The sequence below is a fragment of the Acinetobacter apis genome, from assembly GCF_900197575.1.
Taxonomy (GTDB): Bacteria; Pseudomonadota; Gammaproteobacteria; order Pseudomonadales; family Moraxellaceae; genus Acinetobacter; species Acinetobacter apis.
Window position 1 is genome coordinate 100,830 of record NZ_FZLN01000003.1, and the last position, 25,624, is coordinate 126,453.

At 38.5% G+C, this 25,624-nt stretch carries 19 protein-coding genes and 1 tRNA gene; 19 read left to right on the plus strand and 1 reads right to left on the minus strand.

The features are described 5' to 3' along the window. Positions 1 to 8 precede the first annotated feature (8 nt). From CFY84_RS08555 to CFY84_RS08565, 3 genes are read left to right on the plus strand one after another with little or no spacing between them, the layout of a single operon-like run. On the plus strand, positions 9 to 1,409 hold the full coding sequence (locus CFY84_RS08555; RefSeq protein WP_088823802.1) for a UDP-N-acetylmuramoyl-tripeptide--D-alanyl-D-alanine ligase: 1,401 nt from the start codon (positions 9 to 11) through the stop codon (positions 1,407 to 1,409). Next, positions 1,410 to 2,528 (plus strand): phospho-N-acetylmuramoyl-pentapeptide-transferase, encoded by a 1,119-nt coding sequence (gene mraY / locus CFY84_RS08560; protein WP_088823803.1) that lies wholly within the window; start codon positions 1,410 to 1,412, stop codon positions 2,526 to 2,528. It begins immediately after the preceding gene. Positions 2,529 to 2,580: 52 nt separating this feature from the next. Next, the gene (locus CFY84_RS08565; protein ID WP_213062829.1) at positions 2,581 to 3,408 is read left to right on the plus strand and encodes a putative RNA methyltransferase; all 828 of its coding nucleotides are present in this window, start codon (positions 2,581 to 2,583) and stop codon (positions 3,406 to 3,408) included. A gap of 15 nt (positions 3,409 to 3,423) precedes the next feature. On the opposite strand, the gene CFY84_RS08570 is transcribed toward CFY84_RS08565, so the two are convergent. Next, positions 3,424 to 5,925, minus strand: coding sequence for a penicillin-binding protein 1A (locus tag CFY84_RS08570; RefSeq protein ID WP_088823804.1), 2,502 nt, complete (start codon positions 5,923 to 5,925; stop codon positions 3,424 to 3,426). Between the two features lie 161 nt (positions 5,926 to 6,086). On the opposite strand from CFY84_RS08570, the gene CFY84_RS08575 reads away from it, so the two are divergent. The 16 genes from CFY84_RS08575 to CFY84_RS08650 all read left to right on the plus strand — a co-directional run bounded on the left by CFY84_RS08575 (position 6,087) and on the right by CFY84_RS08650 (position 25,053). Continuing rightward, a complete protein-coding gene (locus CFY84_RS08575; protein WP_088823805.1) occupies positions 6,087 to 7,145 on the plus strand; it encodes a pilus assembly protein PilM in 1,059 nt (352 codons plus the stop codon). Beyond that, the gene (locus CFY84_RS08580) at positions 7,145 to 7,789 is read left to right on the plus strand and encodes a PilN domain-containing protein (RefSeq protein WP_088823806.1); all 645 of its coding nucleotides are present in this window, start codon (positions 7,145 to 7,147) and stop codon (positions 7,787 to 7,789) included. The genes CFY84_RS08575 and CFY84_RS08580 overlap by 1 nt, the downstream gene beginning before the upstream one ends. Then, positions 7,786 to 8,511 carry a type IV pilus inner membrane component PilO gene (locus CFY84_RS08585; protein ID WP_088823807.1) on the plus strand — a complete coding sequence of 242 codons (726 nt, stop codon included), beginning with the start codon at positions 7,786 to 7,788 and terminating at the stop codon, positions 8,509 to 8,511. Before CFY84_RS08580 ends, CFY84_RS08585 begins: the two co-directional genes overlap by 4 nt. A 2-nt stretch (positions 8,512 to 8,513) precedes the next feature. After that, complete coding sequence (locus tag CFY84_RS08590; RefSeq protein WP_088823808.1) at positions 8,514 to 9,038, plus strand: pilus assembly protein PilP; 525 nt, start codon at positions 8,514 to 8,516, stop codon at positions 9,036 to 9,038. A gap of 59 nt (positions 9,039 to 9,097) precedes the next feature. After that, positions 9,098 to 11,251 carry a type IV pilus secretin PilQ gene (gene pilQ, locus CFY84_RS08595; protein ID WP_088823809.1) on the plus strand — a complete coding sequence of 718 codons (2,154 nt, stop codon included), beginning with the start codon at positions 9,098 to 9,100 and terminating at the stop codon, positions 11,249 to 11,251. Positions 11,252 to 11,299: 48 nt separating this feature from the next. Further along, on the plus strand, positions 11,300 to 11,827 hold the full coding sequence (aroK, locus tag CFY84_RS08600) for a shikimate kinase AroK (RefSeq protein WP_088823810.1): 528 nt from the start codon (positions 11,300 to 11,302) through the stop codon (positions 11,825 to 11,827). Positions 11,828 to 11,862: 35 nt separating this feature from the next. Next, positions 11,863 to 12,948 (plus strand): 3-dehydroquinate synthase, encoded by a 1,086-nt coding sequence (aroB, locus tag CFY84_RS08605; RefSeq protein WP_088823811.1) that lies wholly within the window; start codon positions 11,863 to 11,865, stop codon positions 12,946 to 12,948. Between the two features lie 4 nt (positions 12,949 to 12,952). After that, positions 12,953 to 13,750 (plus strand): hypothetical protein, encoded by a 798-nt coding sequence (locus CFY84_RS08610; RefSeq protein ID WP_088823812.1) that lies wholly within the window; start codon positions 12,953 to 12,955, stop codon positions 13,748 to 13,750. A gap of 462 nt (positions 13,751 to 14,212) precedes the next feature. Continuing rightward, positions 14,213 to 18,688: a glutamate synthase large subunit gene (gltB, locus tag CFY84_RS08615; RefSeq protein ID WP_171289069.1), complete on the plus strand. Its 4,476-nt coding sequence runs from the start codon at positions 14,213 to 14,215 to the stop codon at positions 18,686 to 18,688. Positions 18,689 to 18,759: 71 nt separating this feature from the next. After that, positions 18,760 to 20,181: an FAD-dependent oxidoreductase gene (locus CFY84_RS08620; RefSeq protein ID WP_088823814.1), complete on the plus strand. Its 1,422-nt coding sequence runs from the start codon at positions 18,760 to 18,762 to the stop codon at positions 20,179 to 20,181. A gap of 110 nt (positions 20,182 to 20,291) precedes the next feature. Next, the gene (locus CFY84_RS08625; RefSeq protein WP_088823815.1) at positions 20,292 to 20,885 is read left to right on the plus strand and encodes a LemA family protein; all 594 of its coding nucleotides are present in this window, start codon (positions 20,292 to 20,294) and stop codon (positions 20,883 to 20,885) included. 22 nt (positions 20,886 to 20,907) lie between these two features. Further along, positions 20,908 to 21,990, plus strand: a complete 1,083-nt coding sequence (locus CFY84_RS08630) for a TPM domain-containing protein (protein WP_407640205.1) — start codon at positions 20,908 to 20,910, stop codon at positions 21,988 to 21,990. Further along, positions 21,984 to 22,547 (plus strand): TPM domain-containing protein, encoded by a 564-nt coding sequence (locus CFY84_RS08635; protein WP_088823816.1) that lies wholly within the window; start codon positions 21,984 to 21,986, stop codon positions 22,545 to 22,547. Before CFY84_RS08630 ends, CFY84_RS08635 begins: the two co-directional genes overlap by 7 nt. Before the next feature lie 206 nt (positions 22,548 to 22,753). Then, complete coding sequence (locus tag CFY84_RS08640) at positions 22,754 to 23,185, plus strand: pilin (RefSeq protein WP_088823817.1); 432 nt, start codon at positions 22,754 to 22,756, stop codon at positions 23,183 to 23,185. 42 nt (positions 23,186 to 23,227) lie between these two features. Continuing rightward, positions 23,228 to 24,856, plus strand: a complete 1,629-nt coding sequence (locus CFY84_RS08645; RefSeq protein ID WP_088823818.1) for a PglL family O-oligosaccharyltransferase — start codon at positions 23,228 to 23,230, stop codon at positions 24,854 to 24,856. 120 nt (positions 24,857 to 24,976) lie between these two features. Beyond that, positions 24,977 to 25,053: transfer RNA gene (locus tag CFY84_RS08650), tRNA-Met, on the plus strand. Positions 25,054 to 25,624 lie beyond the last annotated feature (571 nt).

Here is a 25,624-nt window from a genome sequence, read left to right on the forward strand (position 1 = left end):
TGAACATGATGCATACATCAACAACAAGTACAAATCCCCTGATGCCTTGGTCTGCCGATGAATTGGCAGATGTGACGCAGGGTACATGGTATCAGGGTAAGCAGCCAGCCGACCACATTCAGCGTATTGTTACCAATTCACGCGACGCTGTCGCAGGTGATGCATTCCTTGCCTTAAAGGGTGAGCGTTTTGATGCACATCAGTTTTTAGATCAAGTGTTTGCACAAGGGGTACAGGTTGCAATTGTAAGCCAAGCACGAGAAGACCTTGATTTATACCAATTGGTTGTTGCTAATCCTCGTTTGGCACTTGGTCATCTTGGTGCTTATCGCCGTAAGCATTGTACTGATTTAAAAGTCATTGCCTTAACAGGCAGTAGTGGTAAGACCACGACTAAAGAAATGCTAGGCAGTATTTTTGCGCGTTTGGCACCAACTTTGGTAACACGTGGCAATTTAAATAATGACTTGGGCGTACCAATGATGTTGCTTGAACTGACGCATGCACATCGCTATGCCATCATGGAATTGGGTGCAAACCATCAAGGTGAAATTGACTATACATCTAGTCTCGTTTTGCCTGATGTTGCAGGCATTTTAAATATTGGTACAGCACATCTAGGTGAATTTGGTGGTCGTGATGGCATTTGTACTGCAAAATCAGAAATATATCAGCATATTCAACCGAACGGTTATGCCATAGTTCCAAGTGATGATGATTACGCAGATCAGATTGCAAGCGTAACAACACATCAGCGACGAATCAGTTTTGGGCAAGGTGGCGATGTTTTTGCAACAAATATTCAGCTGTATGCAACCTATTCAACATTTCAGGTGCATACACCATCAGGTGAAACCACAATTCAATTGCCTTTTGCAGGTGCACATAATATTCAAAACGCTTTAGCTGCTGTTGCCTTTGCTTTGGCGTTAGATGTTGCTCTAGACGATATTGCCCTTGGGTTATCACATGCTGTGGCAGCCAAAGGACGCTTGAATTTTATAAAGCACAAACAGCATTTATTTATTGATGATACTTATAATGCCAATCCAACTTCAATGTTGGCAGCTGCGCATGTTCTTTTGCAGCAAGATGGCATTCATGTCATGGTCATGGGCGATATTGGTGAGCTTGGTGAAGCAGCATTTGATGAACATCGTCTGCTTGGGCAGAAATTATCGACATTACCTATTGATTATTTGATCGCGGTTGGAGATTATGCAGCGGCTGTGAGAACAGGGGCGGGAGAGATTGCATCTGTGGTTGCTTTTGATACGCAAGCACAGGCATTGCCTTATTTGGTTAATTTAATTAAAACACATCAACCTCAGACCATGAATTTTTTATTTAAAGGATCTCGCTTTACTCACATGGAAACGTTGATGGCTGAATTGATGGAGACACTTTAAATGCTGTTATGGTTGTTTGAATTATTAGGTGGGTACGACAGTACTTTTCTTGTGGTACGTTATCTCACATTACGAACCTTGCTCAGTGTCATGACGGCATTAATTATTGGACTCTTTTTAGGTCCAATCATGATTCGTAAATTACGTGAATTGAAATATGGTCAAGCTGTCAGTTCTTTTGCTCCTGAAGGCCATGCGCAAAAAATGGGTACACCTACCATGGGTGGTGTATTGGTGCTGATGTCCATTGGAATCAGTACCTTACTGTGGGCCGATTTATCGAATCCGTATGTGTGGATTGTACTTGGTGTGATGGTGATTTTTGGTGCTGTGGGTTGGGCTGATGATTGGATTAAAATTCGCTATAAAGACAATGCAGGATTACCTGCACGTAAAAAGTTTTTATGGACGTCTATCGCCTCATTAGGTGCAGGGATTGCGCTTTATTATATTGCACAATCGCAAGCCCATCCGGTCACAACACACAACATGTTAGACCTGTTAATTCCGTTTTTTAAGAACTTACATATTCCATTGTCAATGGTGCCTTACGGCTTAGCATTTATTGCATTCACTTATTTGGTAATTAATGGCGCATCAAATGCAGTTAACTTAACAGATGGGTTAGATGGTTTAGCTATTATGCCTGTGGTCTTGGTTGCAGCAGGCTTAGGGGTTTTTGCCTATTTATCAGGTGATGTAAGATTTGCCAATTATTTACATATTCCGTATATAAAATATACATCTGAACTTGTGGTAATTTGCTCAGCAATGGTGGGTTCTGGCCTTGCATTTTTATGGTATAACGCACATCCTGCGCAAATTTTTATGGGTGATGTCGGCGCTTTAGCACTTGGAGCCATGCTAGGAACCATTGCTGTCATGGTACGTCAAGAAATTGTATTTGCTATTATGGGCGGTGTATTTGTGATGGAAGCAATTTCTGTATTTTTACAAATTGGTTCATTAAGAATGCGTAATAAACGCGTGTTTTTGATGGCACCATTACATCATCATTATGAAAAACAAGGCTGGAAAGAAACACAAGTTGTCATCCGTTTTTGGATTATTACAATTTTCTTGGTGGTTGTTGGGTTAATGACATTAAAATTGCGTTAAGCAATCTGAAATTAAAAGCTGGCTGCGGCCAGTTTTTTTATGGGGAGAACCAATGAGTAAGCAACAATCATCTGTACCTTTGATGTGTCCAATATGTCGTACACCGTTATATTTATTTGAGCGTACATGGCAATGTGATACCAACCATAGTTTTGATATTGCTAAGCAAGGCTATGTGAATTTACATGTGGTACAGCATAAACACAGTAAAACACCAGGTGATACCACCGTGTCAGTTACAGCACGGCGCGAGTTTTTGTCAGCTGGTTTTTATGCCCCATTGCAACAGACCATGACTCAACTCATTGCAAAATATCATATTCAATCTGTGTTAGATATTGGATGTGGCGAAGGTTATTATACTCATGCAATGCAGCAGCATGCTGAGCATGTTATTGGCTTAGATATTGCGAAAACTGCGGTACAACGTGCAGCCAAATTAAATAGCAATGTCACTTGGGTGGTGGGTACAGGTACTATTTTACCTGTTCTATCAGCACAAATCGATTTATGCACTAGCTTATTTAGTCCACTCCCTTTATCTGAAATACAACGTGTTTTAACAGCCAATGGCTATATGCTGATTGTGACGCCAGCTGAGGATCATTTATATGCCATGCGTGATGCATTATTTGATCAGGTCAATTTACATGATCCATCTAAGTTTTCGACACAATTTTCTGAACATTTTGACTTGATTGAGCAGGAAAAATTAACCTATCCCATGACATTGTCACAAGCTGATTTAAAACATCTTATTGCTATGACACCATATGCTTATAAAGCAAAATTAGAAAAACGCGTACAGCTCGAACAACAGCAAGCTTTTGTTGTAAATGCCAGTTTTCAGATTTACCTATTCAAGAAAAAAGCCGTATAAAACGGCTTTTTTCTTTTATTGTACTTGGTTAATCAGATCTTCAAGATCATCTCTAGGTTCTGGCTTTTTAACGGGTTGTGGTTGAGTATTTGGTAACTCATTGTCGGTATTTAAGTCTGCAAAGTCATTATTTTGTGGTGCTTGAACGACTGGTGCTGGTTTATAAATAGGTCGAGCCATAGGCGGTGCAATACCATTTTCACGATGAGAGATGGTAGATACACTGGCATGTAAACTTGGATCTGCTGCATTTTTATCTAAGTTAACCCAAGCATAAGGTGTACCTGCCAAAGCATTCTTCATGAAATCAGCCCAAATAGGCAGTGCTGCAATGCCACCATATTCACGTCGTCCCAATGTTGTAGGTTGATCAAAGCCAACCCAAGTAATGGTCACTAATCGGCCATTAAAGCCTGCAAACCATGCATCACGTGCATCATTGGTTGTTCCTGTCTTTCCACCTAAGTCATCACGCCCAATCGCAAGCGCTGCTCGTCCAGTACCGACCTGAATTACATCACGTAAAATATTGGCCATGTCATAGGCTGAACTTGATTTAATCACACGCTGAGCTTGACGATAATCGCTTTTATTGGTGTCAGTGGCTTTGCCTTGAGAGGCATGGTTGGCTGAGTCCATATGGTGTTGAAAAGCTTCATCATCAGGGGTGGCCATAGTATTTTGTGCCGTAGAGTTATTTTGATCTATACATGAAATACATGCATATTCAGGATTGGCTTTATAAATGGTTTTGCCATAAGCATCTTCAATTCGGTCAATGAAATAAGGTTCAACACGGTAACCACCATTGGCAAATGCAGCATAGCCTGTTGCCATTTGTACAGGTAAGACCTGCGGTGTACCTAGTGCAATGGTATAATTTCGTGGAATTTGATTTTCTTGTAATCCAAAGTCCATCAGCAATTGACGTGCGCGTTCAATACCCACTTCTTGTAATAGGCGAACGGATACTGTATTTCGAGATAAATATAAGGCACGTCTAAGTGGGATTGCACCTAAGTATCGACCATCTGAGTTTTTTGGTGACCATTTGCCAATGGTAATCGGATCATCATTCACGATGGTAAAAGGTGTCATACCACGTTCTAACGCTAAGGCATAAATAAATGGCTTGATGGTTGAACCAGGCTGACGCCAGCCTTGCATTGAGCGATTAAATGTCGATTGATAATAATTATAACCACCAACGACCGCTTCGATGGCGCCGTTGTTTGGATCAAGTGCAATGAGCTGTCCTTGAACCCTTGGAATTTGTATCAACGACCATAATGTTTTATTGGCATTTGGTCTTAAACGAACAATATCGTTGATTTTTACAATTTGTGATGCTTGTGTTGGTGCAAGACCAACACTATTGGCACTTCGATATGGTCTTGCCCATGCCATACCTGACCAAGGAACAGTGGTTTTACTCCCATCTTTAAATTCAGCCTCAAAGGTACTGCTTGTAACTTTAATTACTTTGGCAGGATAAATATCAGCAAATGCATAATAACGACTTAGCGGTTTATCATTTGCTTCAGCACCGCGCCAGCCATGTCGGCGGTCATATTCTTCTAAACCTGACTGTACAGCAGATTCAGCATACGCTTGGCGTTTACTATTGATGGTGGTATAAATTTTAAAGCCAGAATCGACCGCATGCTCACCAAATTTATTGACAATTTCAGCACGTACCATTTCACCGATATACGGAAAACGAGTCATTACGCCACGATCGGGCATATCTAAATTAATAGATTCAGCAATTGCTGTTTGGTATTGTTTTTGATCAAGATATCCAAGCTGTAACATGCGCCCTAGAATCCAATTTCGGCGTTCTAAAGCTCGCTCTGGATCAGCCACAGGGTTATAACGAGAAGGTGCTTTAGGGAGTCCAGCAATCATTGCCATTTGTGCAATGCTGAGCTGATCGATGCTTTTGTTATAATAAATTTTTGCAGCTGCTGCGATGCCATATGCATTTTTCCCTAAGAAAATTTTATTGACATACAACATTAAAATATCTTCTTTACTTAAATTTTCTTCTAATTTTCGTGCTAAAAAAACTTCAGTTAATTTTCTTTTTAATGTGCGCTCTGGCGTGAGGTAATAGTTTTTTGCCACTTGCATGGTGATGGTCGAGCCACCGGTTTGAACATCAGAACCTGTGACACTTTCACTGATTGCTCGTCCAAGCCCTTTAAAACTAATACCACTGTGCTCAAAGAAAGAAGAATCTTCTGCGGCCAAAAATGCATGAATAAACTGTGGCGGTATTTGTTGATATTCAACAGGAATTGATAGTTTTCCGCCGTACTCTCCAATCAGCTGGTGATCTGAGGTATAAATCTGAATAGGCTTGAGTAAGGGCGCCTTTTTCATATTACTCATATCTGGTAATGACGGTGCAATGTATAAATACATGCCATAAAATCCAATCGGAATCGTCATGAGAAGAATCAGAATAAGAAGAAAAAACGGATAGATTCGACCAGCTGAAGAAGATTTTGTCATAATAAGTATTAATTTTTAGGGCATGATTTAGGGCTTGAAACAAAAGTCTGGTGAGTAAGTGTCGCCTCTTGGTCATTATATAGGTTATAGTACGGATAATATTGCAAGTGGTATATTGTAAACAAGCATTTTGCTTATAAAAGTTTCTTGGGGATATTATCGTGTTTAGGTTCAATCGTAAACCAAAAAAGGGGTTAGTGGGAGTGGACATCAGTTCCTCCTCTGTAAAATTGCTTGAGTTGTCAGTGAAAAATGGTCGCTATGTCGTAAATAGCTATGCATCTGTACCACTGGCAGAAGGCTCTGTTGTAGATCGTAACATTGTAAATGCAGAAGCGGTGACTGAGGCCATTGAAGCTGCAATTCAAGAAGCAAATCCAGCATCAGACTTGGCTGTGTTTGCATTACCAACGACACATGTCATTTATAAAACGATTGATATGGATCGTAATATGACTGATGACGAGCGAGAAATACAAATTCGTTTGGATGCAGAACAGTACATTCCGTTTCCACTTGATGAAGTCAGTTTGGATTTTGAAGTATTGGCAGATGAGCTTGGACGTACAGATCGAGTGAAGACTCGATTAGTGGCAACACGTACAGAAAATGTAGATACCCGTAATGAAGTTCTCATTTATGCTGGCTTAACACCAAAAGTCGCTGATGTTGAGAATTTGGCATTAGAACGTGCTTATGAAACATTTTCTGACATGTTACCGATCTCTGCTAAGACTGTTGTTGTCATTGATATTGGCGAATCGATGATGACCATTACCGTCCTAAATAATGGTGAAACAGTCTATACCAAAGAGCAAATGTTTGGTGGTAAGCAGTTGACACTAGATATTCAAAGTCATTATGGATTGTCTTATCCTGATGCAGAACAAGCAAAACGAAATAATACGTTGGCTGAAGATTATTATTTCGCTGTATTAGAGCCATTTATGGCAACAATTGCTCAGCAAGTACGACGCTCTTTACAATTGTTTTTCTCAACGTCTCAATATACAGAAATTGATCATGTGCTATTGGCGGGTGGAAGTGCAAATTTAAAGGGACTTGCTAAATATCTACAAGATGATTTGAATTATCGTGTCACTACAGCCAATCCATTTTTGCAAATGTCTTTTTCACCACAGGTTAATTTGCAAAAAATTAAAGAAGATGCACCTGCATTGATGGTTGCCTGTGGTGTTGCTTTAAGGAGCTTTAGTTAATGTCAAAAATTAATTTATTGCCATGGCGTGAAGAGCTTCGTGAAACACGAAAAAAATCATTTGTGCTGATTTCATCAGCAGTTGCCGTTGTTGGTATCGTACTCACGGCTGGGGTGTGGTCTTACTTTGATCATGCATTGACTGACCAGCTTAAAGCTAACCAATTGATTATTGATAACAACACTCAAGTTGATGCAAAACTGAAAGCTTTAGACGGTTTACAAGAACAAAAGAAAGCGATTGTTGCACGTATGGGGCTAATTCAAGATTTACAGGGTCAGCGTCCTGTGACTGTACGAATTGTGGATGAGCTGGTTCATGTCATACCAAAACATGTTTTCCTACAAAAATTATCTCGCGATGGTGATATGTTTGTCTTAGATGGCAAAGCTGAAAATCCAGATGCAGTGGCTGAAATGATGCGATCAATGGAAAACTCATTATGGTTTCGTAATGTATTTATGAGCTCGTTCATCACATCTACAGAGAAAGATAACCAACAAACCGCACAAAAGATGTCAATACTTCCAAGAGAAGAAGAAAAGTATGGCACTTTTATGGTGACTGCGAATTTAGATAAAATTGCACAAAAAAATGTTGATGAGTCAGTTGAAGCATCAGTGCAAGGGGGGAGTGCGCAATGAGTAAAAAAAATCCTTCGATAGATGCAGATGGTGCAAAAAAAGGGTTGTCTGTACAACAGTTTTTAGATCAATTTAATGCATTAGACCCAAATAATTATGGCAGCTGGCCCAAGTCAGTCAAGATCACCTGTTGGGTTTTTATTGTCGCGTTCATTGGTGCTTTGGGTTATTTCACTTTTATTAGTAGTGTAATTGAAGAAGGCTCACTAGAAGCTGCGAAAGAAACAGTGCTTTTAAATGAATATCGTGATAAAGAATCCAAGTTACGTAATTTAGAGCGCTATCAAACACAGCTTGATTCGATGCGACTGAGTTTTAATAAACAACTACAGCAACTACCTAAAGAATCTGAAATTCCGGGCTTAGTTGAAGATATCAATAGAACTGGCGTAAAAGCAGGACTGAAACTGAAAAATATTCGTTTAGAAAAAGAGATTGAACAAGATTTTTTTGTTGAACAACCTATTTTTATTGAGGCAACGGGTGACTATCATGCTTTTGCTCAATTTACCAGTGACTTAGCTGTGCTGCCTCGTATTGTGACACTGCATGACTTTACCGTGACTGCATCACCAAGTAGCAATCAAAAAACAGATGTACCTGAACTGACTTACATGATTAAAGCTAAGACTTATCGTTATTTAGGTGATAGTCATGATAAAGACGGGGAAGATAAAGAAGTTAATGCTACAGGTAGTTCACCTGTGAAGAAGGGGCCATAGAAATGTTACAGCGTTTGATTTATGTTGCTTGTCTTGTTAGTTTAGTAACGGGGTGTAGTTCTCGTATAGAAGATGTTGAGAATCAAATTGCAGAAATTAAAAAGCAGCCACCGCTAAAAGCAGATGAACCACCAAAATTTGATACCGTACCAAGTTTTCAATATGCTGCACAAAACTTGAGAAGCCCATTTTTACCAAGCTCACTTTATAGAGAGCTGAGTTTAAATGCAGGCAAACGAGTGTATCCAAATTTATCTCGTCAAGCAGAACCATTAGAGTCATTTCCACTTGAATCATTGTTGATGCGTGGAACAATGAAAAATGCAAAGGGTCAATTGATTGCTTTAATCCAAGCGCCAACCAAGCAAGTGTATCGTGTAGAAGTTGGGAGTCATTTGGGTTTAAACCAAGGTCGAATTGTTGGCTTAAATTCAGAAGGTCTCCAAATCTTAGAAATCGTTTCGGATGGCCAAGATGGATATGTAGAAAGACCACGATCACTTATCTTAATTGGACAAATTTCCTAAGCCCATATTGGCTAAAGATAGTGTGACATTTATTAAATATTTTGGGGAATAAACTGATTATGTATCTAGGAACTTACCGAAGTTTACTTGGTGGTATTGTAATTACAGCATCAATATCAACAGTACAAGCAAGTGGTCTAACCATCACAAGTATTACACCAATTCAGACACTTGATACAACAGAGTTGCGTGTGGCTTTTAATAATTTGCCATCTCAGCCAACGGCTTATCAACTGGAAAAACCAGCCAGATTGATTTTGGATTTTCCAAAAACACAAAGTGTTTCAGGGTTAAAAGATATTGCCATTGCGAATAGCAAATTGGTTAAACAATTTAATGTGGTGGCAGATACAGATAAAACCAGATTAACTATTGATTTGAAATCAGAAGCAAAGTTTTCTGCGAAATCAGATGGCAATAATTATGTATTAAAGATTTCACCTGCTGTGACACCTGCATCTGTTGGTAAATTACCAATACAAGCAGTTGCTGCTGTTGAAAAGCCACAAGCATTACAAGTAGCTAAGCCGACACAAGGCGTATCAAAAATTGATTTTCAGCGTAGCAGCAAAGGTGATGGTCAGGTTCTGATTGGACTTTTAGATTCAAACACCCCTGTGGATGTGCAACAAAAAAATGGCAAAATTATTGTACGTTTAGTGGGTGCAAAAATACCACTTGATTTGGTACGCCGTTTAAATGTCAATGATTTCGCGACATTAGTATCAGGGATTAATAGCTTTAATGATGGCAGCAATGGTGTCATTGAAATTCAAAATAACGGTAGCTTTGATTATATGGCTTACCAGACTGAAAATAAGCTCATCATTAATGTATCGCCTAAAATCAGTCAGCAATCTACCAGTATTAATGAATCGAAATATACAGGTAAAAAGGTCTCTTTAGATTTTCAAGATATTGAAGTGCGTCGTGTTTTGCAGCTTTTGGCTGATTTTTCAGGTGTTAATATCATTGCAGCTGACAGTGTACAAGGGAACATCACATTACGTTTAAAAGATGTGCCTTATGATCAAGCGCTTGATGTCATTTTAAATGCAAAGAATTTAGCAAAAAAACAAACTGGCAATGTGGTTTGGATCAGTCCTATTACTGAAATGATTAAGTATGACGAAGACCAAGCGAAACGTTATATGCAATCAGCTACATTAGTCCCGCTGGTGACCGAATATATTCAATTGAATTATGCAAAAGCCTCAGAAATTTTTAAGTTACTTAAAAATTCAGAGAAAAATAATGCATCTCAAACCGACAAAAATGAATTGAAAACACAGGAACAAGTTGAAAAGAATTCGGCAGCCAAAGAAAGTGAAAATCAATTCTTAATTAGTTCCCGTGGCAGTGTTGTAGCAGATGAACGTACAAATACCATTATTATTAATGAAACACCGCAAAAAATTGAACAAATTCAAAAACTCATTAAAAAGCTTGATAGCGCGGTAAAACAAGTCATGGTTGAAGCTCGTATTGTTCGTGCATCAACTGACTTTTCACGCTCAATGGGGATTAAGTGGGGTTATTCAGGCCGTAGTAGTGAAAATGGTGGCGGTACATTATATGGCAGTACGATTAATAATGTAGTCGGTCTTCGAAATAATGGTACAACAACAGATAATAATTTGAACGTTGACTTAGGTTCAACTTTGGCTGGCTCATCAAGTATTGCATTTGGTTTATTAAATACAGCGAATTCGATCTTGAATTTAGAGCTCTCTGCTTTACAGTCAGATGGTTTAGGTGAAGTATTATCAACACCAAAAGTCATGACTGGTGATAAGCAAGAAGCAGTCATTCGTTCAGGTGCTAAAGTACCTTATACGACGTCAAGTGCGAATAATGGTACAACCACCACTTTCCAAGATGCTGTATTAGAGCTTAAAGTGACACCGAGTATTACACCTGATGGCAGTATACAAATGAAGTTAAATATCACAAAAGATACTCTTGGGATATTAACTGAAGCAGGTTATGCAATTGATACCAATATGTTACAAACCAATGTATTGGTTGGTGATGGTGAAACGGTTGTACTGGGCGGTCTCTATGAGAACACAACTTCGAATGGAACCAATAAAGTCCCTGTATTAGGTGATATTCCAGTGGTGGGTAATTTATTTAAAAATAAAACCCGAACTGAAGCAAAAAGAGAGCTGCTGATTTTTATTACACCACGAATTGTTAATGACACCTTTTAAAGAAATCATTAATATAAGCTTAATCGATGTAATAAAATAGGTGGCCTCGTGCCAAAACAAGCTATAGACTCCCTACCAAACATTTACTTGGTAGGGCCTATGGGGGCTGGTAAAACCACAGTCGGTCGTCATCTTGCAGAGATTCTTGGTCGTGAATTTATAGACAGCGATCATGAAATCGAAAAAAAAACTGGCGCGTCAATTCCATGGATTTTTGAAAAAGAAGGTGAAATTGGATTTAGACAGCGCGAGCAAGCTGTTATTGATGAATTAACGCAGCAATCCAACCTCGTGCTTGCCACAGGTGGTGGTGTTGTGACTCAAAATAAAAATAGACTTCATTTAAAAAGTCGCGGTATTGTGGTTTACTTATTTGCACCTGTCGAAGTTCAGTTACAGCGAACACATCGTGATAAAAATCGACCTTTATTACAGGTTGAAAATCCTGAACAACGTTTACATGATTTACTGAGTATTCGTGATCCCTTATATCGAGAAATTGCACACCATATTATTAATACACATTCAGGTGCTGCTCGTGACCTTGCTTATCAAATATTAGAAGATATTTTCTAGCTTTTAGCATATTTAATGGATAAATGGTTTCAACTATGCAAACTTTACATGTAGAACTCGGTGATCGACGTTACCCAATTTTTATTGGTAGTCATTTAAATATAAATGAACTGTTGTTGCCTTATATAACAGGTCATCAAGTGATGATTGTCACCAATGACACAGTAGAAAAATTATATGCCAATACCTATCAACAGGCTTTACAAGCACTTGGTAAAACAGTCAAGTTATGTGTGCTGCGTGATGGTGAAAAATATAAAAATTTAGAAAATTTAAATTTAATTTTTGATGCATTATTACAAGCAGGCTTTAATCGAGATTGCACGGTACTGGCTTTAGGCGGTGGTGTCATTGGCGATATGGCAGGTTTTGCTGCTGCAAGTTTTCAACGCGGGGTTAACTTTATCCAAGTACCAACCACATTGTTATCTCAAGTCGATTCAAGTGTCGGTGGAAAAACTGGAATAAATCACCCGCTTGGCAAAAACATGATTGGTGCATTTAAACAGCCGTCTGTGGTATTTGCAGATATGGCACAGCTAAAATCTTTACCACCACGTGAGCTCTCAGCAGGTTTAGCTGAAATTATTAAATATGCACTCCTTGGAGATATCGAGTTTCTTGCTTGGTTAGAAATGCATATGGATGGTTTAATACAAGGTGATGAAGCATTATTGGCCGAAGCAGTATATCGCTCATGTGCACATAAAGCCCGTATTGTGGCTAATGATGAAAAAGAACATGGTGAACGCGCGTTGTTAAATTTAGGTCATACATTTGGCCACGCCATTGAATCCTATTTAGGGTATGGTGTTTGGCTGCATGGTGAAGCAATTGCCACAGGTATGGTTATGGCTGCTGATTTATCATGCCAAATGGGCTGGATTTCAGAGGCAGATCTCATCCGTACCAAAGTGATTTTTCAGCGTGCACAATTACCTATTGCCTGTCCACCAATTCCATTAGAACAATTTTTGGAATATATGGTACATGATAAAAAAGTGTTAAACGGTCAGTTACGTTTGATTTTAATGAAAGGTGTAGGACAAGCTGTTATTACCAAAGAATTTAATCTTGAGGCAATGAAACAAGCAATTGTGAATAATCAATTAAAGGAATAAGAATATGCAGCAGCAATCTCAACCAAATAAAGTTAAATATCGTCTATTGTTTGTGACAGGGATTTTATGTTTGATTGCTGCTTGCATTTTTAACTTGATGACCAAGGCGATTGAAAAAAAAGAAGCGACAGCTGAAGAGGACATTCATCCTCAATTTCAATCAGAGCAAGTTGCTGCAGTACCAAGTTTAGGGGTGTTAACTGAACAAGTTCGCCCGTTACAACAAACTACTCGTGTGGTGACTACAGGTGTTCATGCTCCTGAGTTTCGCGGTACAAAATATGTCGAATCTGTTAAAAAGAATTACAGTATTGAATTATTACAGGTCAGCAAAGAAAACATTTTAAAAGATTTTTTAGCACAACGAAATGACCGACAGCAATTTGTTTATTTACGCTTATCTTCAGTGAATCAGCCAGAACGTTATGTGTTGCTTTATGGTGTATACCGTACTGCACGTGACGCACAAGCAATGTTGGCACGGCTTCAGTTAAATTTGCCAGCGTCAATAAAACCTAAAGTGATGGCATTTGAGCAATATGCTAAAGAAGTGAATGATTTAGGAACAGATGAGTTTTCATCTGGCCAACCTGTGTATGATGTGAAGCTTAGTAATGCACCTGTACCGCGTGCAGCATTACCAAACCCAGTGCAAAACTCAACTGATGTATTTAATCAAGAAGAACCAAAACAACCGGTAACTACACAAATTGTTGTGACACAAAAAGACCAAAAAGGTCAGGTTGTTCATGTTGAGCAATCTAAAAGCCATGCAGACAACACCACCACAGCAACACCTTAAATTGAAAGCTTTAAATGCCTTATACTAAAGTAGTATTTGTGTGTATTTTATGCACCATCATAAAACAATAAACGTTAAATTTGATGTTATTGCACCATTTTGAATCTTTATAAGAATAAATATAGATTATAAAGTTACCTAAGGTACTGTTAATTAATCATTAAATATTAAAATTACTGCTTGGCATTTATATTGCATGCAATTGGTGCATACATTTGTTTTTATGCGACTCACTTGCGTATACTTTGTGCAAGTGAATGAAGTGAACGTGCCAAACGGTTCGACTGCAAAATGCTGTTATTGTCATTTGCAGTATTGCTTTAAGATTGCTTAAGCAAGCCAATTGCACTGTGTTGAAAGACAAGCCAAGTCATTACTTTATTCTGCATTGGTTTGTCTCCAATAAACCTCCAAATGTGTTGCTCTTATGAGCATAGATAGATAGAAGGGTACGCTATGCACATGCCATCGCTAAAAACTGTAGCCCCCGCTCAAGGTTTATATCAACCTGATGAGTTTAAGGATAATTGTGGTTTTGGTTTAATTGCCCATATGAAAGGCAATGAAAGTCATGATCTTGTTAAAACAGCCATACATAGTCTCAGTTGTATGACCCATCGTGGTGGTATTGCCGCAGATGGTAAAACAGGAGATGGTTGTGGTTTGCTTTTAGCCATGCCAAAACGCTTTTTCCGTAATGAAGCAAAAAAAATCAGTGACATTACACTGAGTGAAATTTTTGCCGTTGGGTCAGTGTTTTTAAGTTTAAATACAGAAACTGCAGCACATGCAAAGCGTATTTTAACCAAAGAAATTGAAGCAGATGGCCTCCGTGTCATTGGATGGCGTGTGGTACCTACAAATAATGATGTATTGGGCGAGATTGCAATGCAGTCTTTACCTCATTTCGAACAAATATTTGTGAATTGCCCAATGGGATTGACCGAGCCAGAATTTAATCGCAAATTATTTTTGGCGCGACGTCGTGCAGAGCAATTATTAAAAGATGACCCTGAATTTTATGTCACTACATTATGCTCTACAGTCATTAGCTATAAAGGCTTAATGATGCCAGCGGCCATTGCTGACTTTTATACAGATTTGGCCAATGAAGATTTAGAATCACATATTGTGGTATTCCATCAGCGTTTTTCAACCAATACATTACCGCGTTGGCCACTTGCACAGCCGTTTCGCTATTTAGCACATAATGGTGAAATCAATACCATTACGGCCAATCGCAATTGGGCCGCTGCACGTACGCCAAAATTTGAAAATCCGTTATTACCAGGTTTATCGAAACTTGATCCGATTATAAACCGCACAGGTTCAGACTCTTCAAGCCTAGACAATATGTTGGAAATTCTAATTGGTGGTGGTATGGATTTATTCCGTGCACTACGTATGCTTGTTCCACCTGCATGGCAAAATGTTGAAAACTTAGATGCTGATTTACGTGCTTTTTATGAGTTTAACTCAAAGCATATGGAAGCATGGGATGGTCCTGCAGGTCTTGTGATTCAAGATGGTCGTCATGCCATTTGTATGTTAGACCGTAATGGATTGCGTCCTGCACGTTGGGTTATCACTAAAAATGACTATATCACCTTAGCATCTGAAATTGGGGTATGGGGTTACCAACCTGAAGATGTGGTCGCCAAAGGCCGTGTTGGACCCGGGCAAATTTTAGTGGTAGATACCTTAACCGGTAAATTGCTCAGCACAGAAGAAATCAGTAATCATTTAAAAAGAATGCGTCCATATCGTGAATGGTTACGTGAAAATGCATTCCGTCTAAAAGTAAGCCCACAATTAGAAGAACATTTGATTGATAAAGGCTTAACGGGTGATCAATTAAAAGCTGCACAAAAAATGTTTATGGTCACCTTTGAAGAGCGTGATCAGATCTTACGTCCAATTGCTGAAAATGCGCAAGAAGCTGTAGGCTCGATGGGAGATGATACGCCAATGGCCGTCTTGTCTAAACAAGTTCGCCATGTGTCTGACTATTTTAGACAACAATTTGCCCAAGTGACCAATCCACCGATTGACCCATTACGTGAATCAATCGTCATGTCATTAGAAACATGTATGGGACGTGAGCAAAATGTCTTTGAGCAAGGACCTGAACATGCAGATCGTTTGATTATTGCTAGTCCCGTTTTATCGAATTCAAAAATGCATCAATTGCGTACACTTGGACGTAAAGGTTATGAAATTGCAGATATTGACTTAAACTATGTGGCTTCAGAAGGCTTACATGCTGCAATTCAACGCATTTGTGAAGAATCTGCTCAAGCGATTCGTGATGGCAAAACAGTTTTAATCATTTCAGATAAAAAAATTCGTGAAGGATATTTACCTGCTAATGCATTGATGGCAACGGGTGCAATTCATCATCATTTAATCCAACAAGGATTACGTACAGATGCCAATATTGTGGTCGAAACTGCATTGGCACGTGATGCACATCAGTTTGCTGTGATTTTAGGTTTTGGCGCAACAGCCATTTACCCTTATCTTGCTTATGATGTAATTAATGATTTGGTTGCGAAAGGAGAGTTGCTTGGCGACCCTGTTCAAGCACAGACGAACTTCCGTAAAGGCATTGACAAAGGCTTACTGAAAGTCTTGTCTAAAATGGGTATTTCAACTGTTGCATCTTACCGTGGTGGACAGCTTTTTGAGGCAGTTGGCTTATCGAGTGAAGTGGTTGACCTATGCTTTAAAGGCGTTCCAAGCCGTATTCAAGGTGCAACATTTGCAGACTTAGAAAAAGACCAACAAAAACTTGCAGATTTGGCATGGAAACACCGTACACCAATTGACCAAGGTGGTATGCTGAAGTTTGTGTTTGGTAAAGAATACCATGCATTTAATCCAGATGTGATTAACACACTTCATACTGCTGTGCGTTCAGGACAGTATCAAGACTTTAAAGCTTATGCGGAACTTGTTAATCAACGTCCAATAGCAACCATTCGTGATTTATTTGCCCTTAATACATCAAACTCGATTGATTTAGATCAAGTTGAACCGATTGATACCATTTTACCGCGCTTTGACTCTGCAGGGATGTCAATTGGTGCATTATCACCAGAAGCCCATGAAGCGATTGCCATTGCCATGAATACCATGGGTGGCCGTTCAAATTCAGGTGAGGGTGGTGAAGATCCTGCGCGTTATGGGACGTTGAAAAACTCGAAAATTAAGCAAATTGCATCTGGCCGTTTTGGTGTCACTCCAGAGTATTTAATTTCAGCAGAAGTATTGCAAATTAAAGTGGCGCAGGGTGCAAAACCTGGTGAAGGTGGTCAATTGCCAGGTGGTAAAGTCAATAGTCTAATTGCTAGATTGCGTTATGCTGTGCCTGGAGTCACTTTAATTTCTCCACCGCCACATCATGATATCTATTCTATTGAAGATCTATCGCAGCTTATTTTTGATTTAAAGCAAGTTAATCCAAAAGCCATGGTATCTGTAAAATTGGTCTCTGAGCCTGGTGTCGGAACCATTGCTGCTGGTGTCGCGAAAGCATATGCTGACTTTATTACCATTTCAGGTTATGACGGTGGTACAGCAGCATCGCCATTATCATCAATCCATCATGCTGGTTCACCGTGGGAACTTGGTTTGGCAGAAGCGCATCAAGCTTTAAGAATCAATGATTTACGCGGAAAAGTTCGTGTGCAAACCGATGGTGGATTGAAAACAGGCCTAGATGTGGTAAAAGCGGCCATACTTGGTGCTGAAAGCTTTGGTTTTGGTTCAACGCCAATGATTGCACTTGGTTGTAAATATTTAAGAATTTGTCATCTAAATAACTGTGCAACGGGTGTAGCCACACAGCAAGATCATTTACGTAAGGAACACTATATTGGTGAGCCTGAAATGCTAATTAACTTCTTTAAGTTTATTGCAGAAGAAACCCGTGAATGGTTGGCAGCTGTTGGTGTGAAATCACTCAAAGAGTTAATTGGTCGTGTCGATCTTTTAAGTGTGTTGCCAGGCGACACAGAGAAGCATCAGCATCTTGATCTATCTGCATTATTACAGTCACATCCTTCGGCAGAAGGTAAGGCACAATACTGTCAGCAAGAAGGCAATGCACCATTCGATAAAGGGCTTTTGGCCGAGCAAATGGTTGCGGATATTTTGCCTGCGATTCAAGCAAAAACACGCGGAGATTATCACTTTACCATTTGTAACTGTGATCGTTCCATTGGCGCACGGTTATCTGGTGAAATTGCACGAGTGCATGGTAATTTAGGCATGCAGAATGATCCTGTAACAGTCTATTTAACAGGGACAGCAGGGCAATCTTTAGGCGTGTGGAATGCAGGCGGTTTGCATTTACGTCTTGAAGGCGATGCCAATGACTATGTTGGTAAAGGCATGGCCGGGGGGCGTATTTCGATCTTCCCACCACAAGGTTCACCATTCCAAACACAAGTCACTGCAATCATTGGTAATACCTGTTTATATGGCGCAACAGGTGGACGTTTATATGCTGCAGGTACAGCAGGCGAGCGTTTTGCGGTCCGTAACTCAGGTGCTTTTGCTGTGATTGAAGGTGCAGGCGATCACTGTTGTGAATACATGACAGGTGGTGTGGTCACCATTTTAGGTAAAGTGGGTTATAACTTTGGTGCAGGCATGACGGGTGGTTTTGCCTATGTGCTCGACTTAGACAATGAGTTCGTGGATAAATATAACCATGAACTGATTGATTTAACTCGAATCTCAACAGAATCAATGGATGAGCATCAAACGCATTTATTGCAAATTCTTGATGAACATATTAAAGAAACTGGTAGTGCATGGGCTTATAAAATACGTCATGAGTTTGATTTCTACAGCCGTAAATTTTGGTTGGTTAAACCGAAGGCTGCAAACTTATTGACCTTATTAAAAACCACACAAGCTGACCCACAATAACTTGAGACTTAAATGACCAGGCAGGTGAAGATCATACCCATCTGATCTTCACTGACCCCATGGAGAACGATATGGCAGAGCGCCTTAGTAATGACTTTCAGTTTCTGGATGTGGCACGCCAAGACCCTGAAAAAAAAGAAATTGATGTTCGTAAAGCAGAATTTGTAGAAATTTATCAACCTTATAGTAAAGAGACAGCACAAAATCAAACGCACCGTTGTTTAGGTTGTGGTAATCCATATTGTGAATGGAAGTGTCCAGTTCATAACTATATTCCTAATTGGCTGAAGCTGATTTCAGAAGGACGTATTTTCCAAGCGGCTGAACTATGCCACCAAACCAATACATTGCCTGAAGTATGTGGTCGTGTTTGTCCACAAGATCGCTTATGTGAAGGTGCATGTACATTAAATGATGGTTTTGGTGCAGTGACCATTGGGAATGCTGAAAAATATATTAATGATACAGCCTTTGCTTTGGGCTGGCGTCCAGATATGTCTGATGTGAAGTGGACTGATAAAAAAGTTGCCATTATTGGTGCAGGACCAGCAGGTCTTGGTTGTGCAGATATTCTTGTGCGTGGTGGGGTAAAACCGACAATCTTTGATAAACGCCCAGAAATTGGTGGCTTATTAACGTTTGGTATTCCTGAGTTTAAAATGGAAAAAGACGTTATGAAACGCCGCCGTGAAATTTTTACTGGCATGGGAATAGAATTTCGTCTAAATACAGACGTTGGCACAGATATTACTATTGAACAATTGCTTGCTGAATATGATGCCGTGTTTATGGGTATGGGAACCTATACCTATATGAAAGGTGGTTTTGCTGGTGAAGATTTAAATGGTGTACATGATGCACTTGATTTTCTGATTGCCAATGTGAACCGTTGTCAAAATTGGGAAAAAGATCCTTCGGATTATATTTCCATGGAAGGCAAAAAAGTGATTGTCCTTGGTGGTGGTGATACAGCCATGGACTGTAACCGCACTTCAATCCGTCAAGGTGCAACAGAAGTGACTTGCGCATATCGCCGAGATGAAGCCAATATGCCAGGTTCACGTAAAGAAGTATTAAATGCCAAAGAAGAGGGCGTGCAGTTCTTATTTAACCGTCAGCCTGTCGAAATTGTTGGTGAAAATGGAAAGGTTGTTGGTGTGAAGGTTGTGACGACCCAATTGGGTGAACCTGATACGCGTGGTCGTCGTAGCCCAGAACCGATTCCTGGATCAGAAGAAGTACTTCCTGCCGATGCAGTATTATTAGCATTTGGTTTTCGTCCAAGTCCTGCAGATTGGTTTACATCGAATCAAATTGATTTAGATGGATCAGGGCGAGTCATTGCTCATGAGCAGCAGGAATATAAGTTCCAAACTTCGAACCCAAAAATATTTGCTGGGGGAGATATGGTACGTGGTTCAGACTTGGTCGTGACTGCAATTTGGGAAGGTCGCCAAGCTGCTGAAGGAATCTTAGATTATTTAAAGGTGTAATTAGTGACAGCACAGTTTCAAAAAATTGAGACTGTGCTAAATAAAAAAACATAAAATATCTAAAAAGTAGTTAAAATAACAATAACGAGAATAAAATGAATGAGGTTATGATGAATTTTTTAAAAAAAGCGGCAATGTCTGGTCTATTAATTACAACCTTTACAATGACTGGATGTGGTTATAATACACTGCAAGCCAAAGACGAAGCTGTAAATGCGACATGGTCTGATGTTGAAAACCAATATCAACGCCGTGCAGATTTAGTGCCGAATTTAGTTAATGTGGTCAAAGGTTATGCAAAACATGAGAATTCAACCTTAACTGAAGTCACTCAAGCACGTTCAAATGTTGCGGGATTAAAAGTAGACAAAGAAGTTTTAGAAAATCCTGAATTATTTAAAAAATACCAACAAGCACAAGATCAGTTAAGTGGGTCCTTATCGCGTTTACTTGCTGTTTCTGAAAACTATCCAGATTTAAAGGCCAATCAACAATTTAGAGATTTACAAGCACAGCTTGAAGGAACCGAAAACCGTGTTGCTGTTGCACGTAATCGCTATATCAGTACAGTACAAGACTATAATACATATGTTCGTCAGTTCCCACAGACCATTACAGCCAAAGTGGTTGGCTTAAAAGTTCGTCCTAACTTTGCTGCACAAGCAGGCGCTGAAAAAGCACCAACGGTGTCATTTGATCAATAATTCAAAATAATAGGCAGACATGATGCAAATGTGGTGTTCTAACAAAGTACGCTATGTGCTGTGTATTTTATTGGGTTGTTTGATTTGGAGCACGGCTGCGTTAACGTGGGCAAATAATCAACAATCAAATATCATTACAGCCGCTGCAAATGAATCATCACCTGACCAAGCGGTAGTGGGTCGGATTATTCAAGAGCAGCAATCGCGCGCAAAGCAAAATACAGCCAGTCAAACAGCAACGACATCAAATGAAAAACCTGCTGTGGCTGAAAATGATTTGCAAGAGGGACAAGCTACACGTGTGCTGCCATCTCTAAAACAACCTGTGATTGATCAATCTAAGCTATTGAATCAATCACAGTTAAGTCGTTTATCAAGTCAACTTATTCAGCTTAATCGACAAGCGAAAGCACAAATTGGAATTATTATTGTACCAACAACAGGTCAAGAAGATATTTTTGACTTTGCAATGCGTGTTGCCAATCAATGGAAGCTAGGTACAGAAAAGCAGGACAATGGTGTCGTAATTGCTGTTGCTGTGAACGATCGTCGCATACAAATTTTAACGGGTTATGGTTTAGAGGGCGTATTACCTGATGTGGTTGTCAGTCGCATTATTCGGAATCAAATTACCCCTGAATTTAAAAATGGAAATGTAGCAGCAGGCCTGATTGCAGGCACAACTGAAATCGAGCGTATATTAAACTTAGATCCTGAAATTGCTCAGCAGGCTGCTGATCAATTAAAACAACAGCAAGAACGAGCCTTGCATGAGCAACAAGCCAAAGATCAAATGTTGTTATATACAGCAATTATTTTGATTGTTGGTGTGTTTGCATCGTCTTTGATTGGACATCGCCTTACCGCATCTGTTGCTGGTGTGGCTGCTGTCACAGCAGGTATTGTCACTGGCGCAAGTATATTGGTCAGCTTGCTTCTTGGAGTTGGCGTATTCTTCTTGTTGGTGACATCATTGGCTCAAGTTCTTTTGCAATTGATTTTATCTGTGGCTGGTCGTGGTGGAGGTAGTGGCGGAAATGACAGTGATGGATATGGCGGTGGCGGTGGTAGCTTTGGTGGCGGAGGAGCATCTGGATCATGGTAGATAAAAAAGAATCAGCGCATATTATCACGCACTCAAAATATAAATATGGTCAAGATCAAAGCTTAAAGCGATGGTTTAAACATGCCTTTTACTTTACACAGCCTTCTCGTTTTTTTGCAAAATCTGATTATGATCTGATCGCAGATGCAGTGAAACAGGCGGAAGAGGGCCATATTGGTGAAATACAGGTGGTCATTGAAGCACATTTACCTATCAAAATGGCCTTCTATCAAAACCCAACCCATAGAGCAAGGCAGCTCTTTGCTGAACTTGGAGTGTGGGATACAGAACACAATAGTGGTATTTTGCTCTATATAAATTTGTGTGAATCGCGTGTTGAGATTGTTTTTGATCGGGGTGTACAGCAACATACTGAAGCTGAGCGATGGTCTACAATTTGCCAAAATATCATCATAAAGATGCAAAAACAGCAATATACCTCTGCAATACAGCAAGGTGTTCAAGAGATTGGTTCAGTTCTCAAGCAATATTATTCTGACTTAAGAATCCAAGATGAGAACATCAATGAATTATCCAATCAACCGACCATATTATGAATGCACACAGACGTTATTAATACATAAGTGACAATTTATGTCACTTATGTACATTATTTGCAGTGAATGTTATTTTAGCCAATATTATAAATTATTGAAAAAAAACAATAAAAAAGTTGGCATGGAACATGCAGTATTAAAATCAAACTGTACACATTTGAATACAGTGTTTCGCTTTTATTAAAGAAATTTACTGGGGTAAGTATATGAACGCTCAAAAAGGTTTTACATTAATTGAATTGATGATCGTTGTTGCGATTATCGGTATTTTGGCTGCGATTGCTATTCCTGCATATCAAGGTTATATTGCTAAATCACAAGTTGCAGCTGGCTTGGCTGAAATTAGCCCAGGTAAAACGAATGCTGAAGCAACTATGGCCACAGGTATTTCAACTCCTATCACAAGCGCGACAGCAGTTAATTTACAAACATCAACTAAAAACTGTTCTGCTATTACAGTAAATATTGACCCTACGAATACATCAACGATTCAATGTGTATTACAAGGTACAACTGTTGTTACAGGTAAGAAAATTACTTGGACTCGTAGTGCAGATAATACAACTTCAGGTACAACAGGTTCATGGTCATGTTCAACAGATGTTGCAGCTGATTATAAGCCTAAATCTTGTACTTAAAATATTTGAAAAAAACGCCTCCTATTGAAGGAGGCGTTTTTTATGAGAAATAATATGTATTTTATTTTTATTTTTTTTCTTTTATTGTCATATATTTTACCTGTACATTTGCTGCCTTGGACAACTTTCTTCTCTGAATTTTTAGCATTTTTTAGTCTATTATTTTTAATACCAATCTTCTTTATAAAAAATAAAAAGATCTTAATTCCTAAAGTAGCTTTACCTTTTTTAGTGGTATGTTTTATTCCATTATTACAATACTTCATAACTGATCAAATCTTATTTTTTACGACAGTATGGACTTCTTCGCTTTATATTTTTAGTTTTTTTATTTCTATTGTTATTGGATTTAGCTTGTCTAGAGAAACAGACAGCTTATTCATGTCATTATGTATTACATTTATAATCGCTTCTTTTGTATCAACATTAATTGCATTTTTTCAATGGACGGGTTTGTTTATAGGACAAAGTTGGATGATGTCTTTTACTGGCAACCGTCCTTACGGAAATATAGGTCAATTTAATCAGCTTTCAACTTTATTGTCTTTAGGTGTTTTATCTAGCATTTATTGCTATGAACGCAGATTTATTAATTATCCATCAATGATTTTTTTTGTAGGTGTAGCATTATTTGGCATGGCATTGACACAGTCGCGTACAGGCTGGTTAATTATTATATTTTCTTTCTTTATCATTTGGTTAAATAGAGATAAGATGATATTGAAGAAAAGCCAAATTATTACATTACCAATTTTATACCTTACATTTATTGTGTTGCTTCCATTTTTGACATCCTTACTTGGATCTTTTTTTAATATAGTATCTGTTAATTCTGTAGCAGATCGATTGTCCTCTGGGTATTTGAGGTTAGATATTTGGAAACAGATGTATTACGCTTTGCTAAAAGAACCTATAAGTGGGTATGGGTGGAACCAAACAAGTATTGCACAGTCAAAAGTTATTGATATTTACCAAGGTTATGAGTGGATCAGTAGTGCACATAACATTTTTTTAGATATTTTAATATGGTGTGGATTGCCGCTTGGATTATTAATTGGTTTTTATATTATATGGTTTTACAAGAAGTTATTTTTAAGTGTGAAATCGAAGAATGAGTTGATAGTCATTTTAATGATTTCTGCTTTGGGGATTCATTCTCTATTGGAATTCCCTTTATATTATTCTTTTTTTCTGCTGCCGCTTGGCTTGTTTATAGGAATTGTGTTATCTAAAAGTGATTGTGGATTTTTAAAGCTTAGTAAAAAATATTTGTTTTTTATATTCCTAGGATCTTTTCCTCTTAGTTATGCTGTATTTAATCAGTACAGTTTAATAACAGATAATTTAGTTGAAGCAGAGCGGGTTAACATGAATGAATCATTAGAGCCTATAACGCTTCCTTATAAATTAGTTTTATTTGATCAATATGATGCAAGAGCGAGATGGATTGCTTTAAATCCTTATAAGAAAATGAGCGGGGAAGATTGGAATCTTGCAAAAGAAATGTCTTCTTTATATACCATACCCTATGATTTAAAAAAATATGCGAAAATTCTTGCATTAAATGGTCAAGAAGAAGAAGCTAAAAGGCAATTAAAAATTTTGAATTATACTTATCGGCGTAATGTCACTTATGATGAACTACTCAAAAAAGAGAGCGATCAAAAATAAAACATTTAAATTTAATTATTTATAATAAGCTTGCATGAAGTGATATGCTTCTATAGAATGCACAACATCAAGCGAAATGCTTAGATCAATTACCTATTTGCCAGAATAGCGTAATGTTGGTGCGGGATGGAGCAGTCTGGTAGCTCGTCGGGCTCATAACCCGAAGGTCGTTGGTTCAAATCCAGCTCCCGCTACCATTTTTTAAAAATAAATATCCTCTTATTATCAAATCTATTGACTAAACATCTCATATATTTACATCTTAGTTTGAGCTGATCAATAATTTATTGAACTCATTTTAATGCTAAATTTAATAGCTGTAATTTTGAATAAATAAAATAAATTTGTCTGAAGGCTTCCGCTAAATCTTAAATCTTGTTGTGTCAAAGTTTAATTTTAAAATAATTTACATATTTTAGTGCTTATAAAAGGTGCTGTTCTCTATTTCTCTGATGAGCCACGTCTAGCTAATTTTTTAATTCTTTCACTGAAGTAGTATGGCTGCCCGAATTTAAGCATAAAATCCATTTTCTGTTTGTACTCTAAGTTCTCTAAAACTCAAGATAAGCCTACCAATGTTGACTCTTCATGACATATTGTTTGTATTTTAAACATATGATGCATGAGTATGCGCCTTATTAGAAAAGTAGGTTGACAACATAACCCTAAACGCATATAGTTCACCCCACCAGAGATGTTGTAGTTTACTTAAACAACGCAACTCAAGGTTTAGTCAGACCTTAAATTGACTTTTGTAATGATTAACTT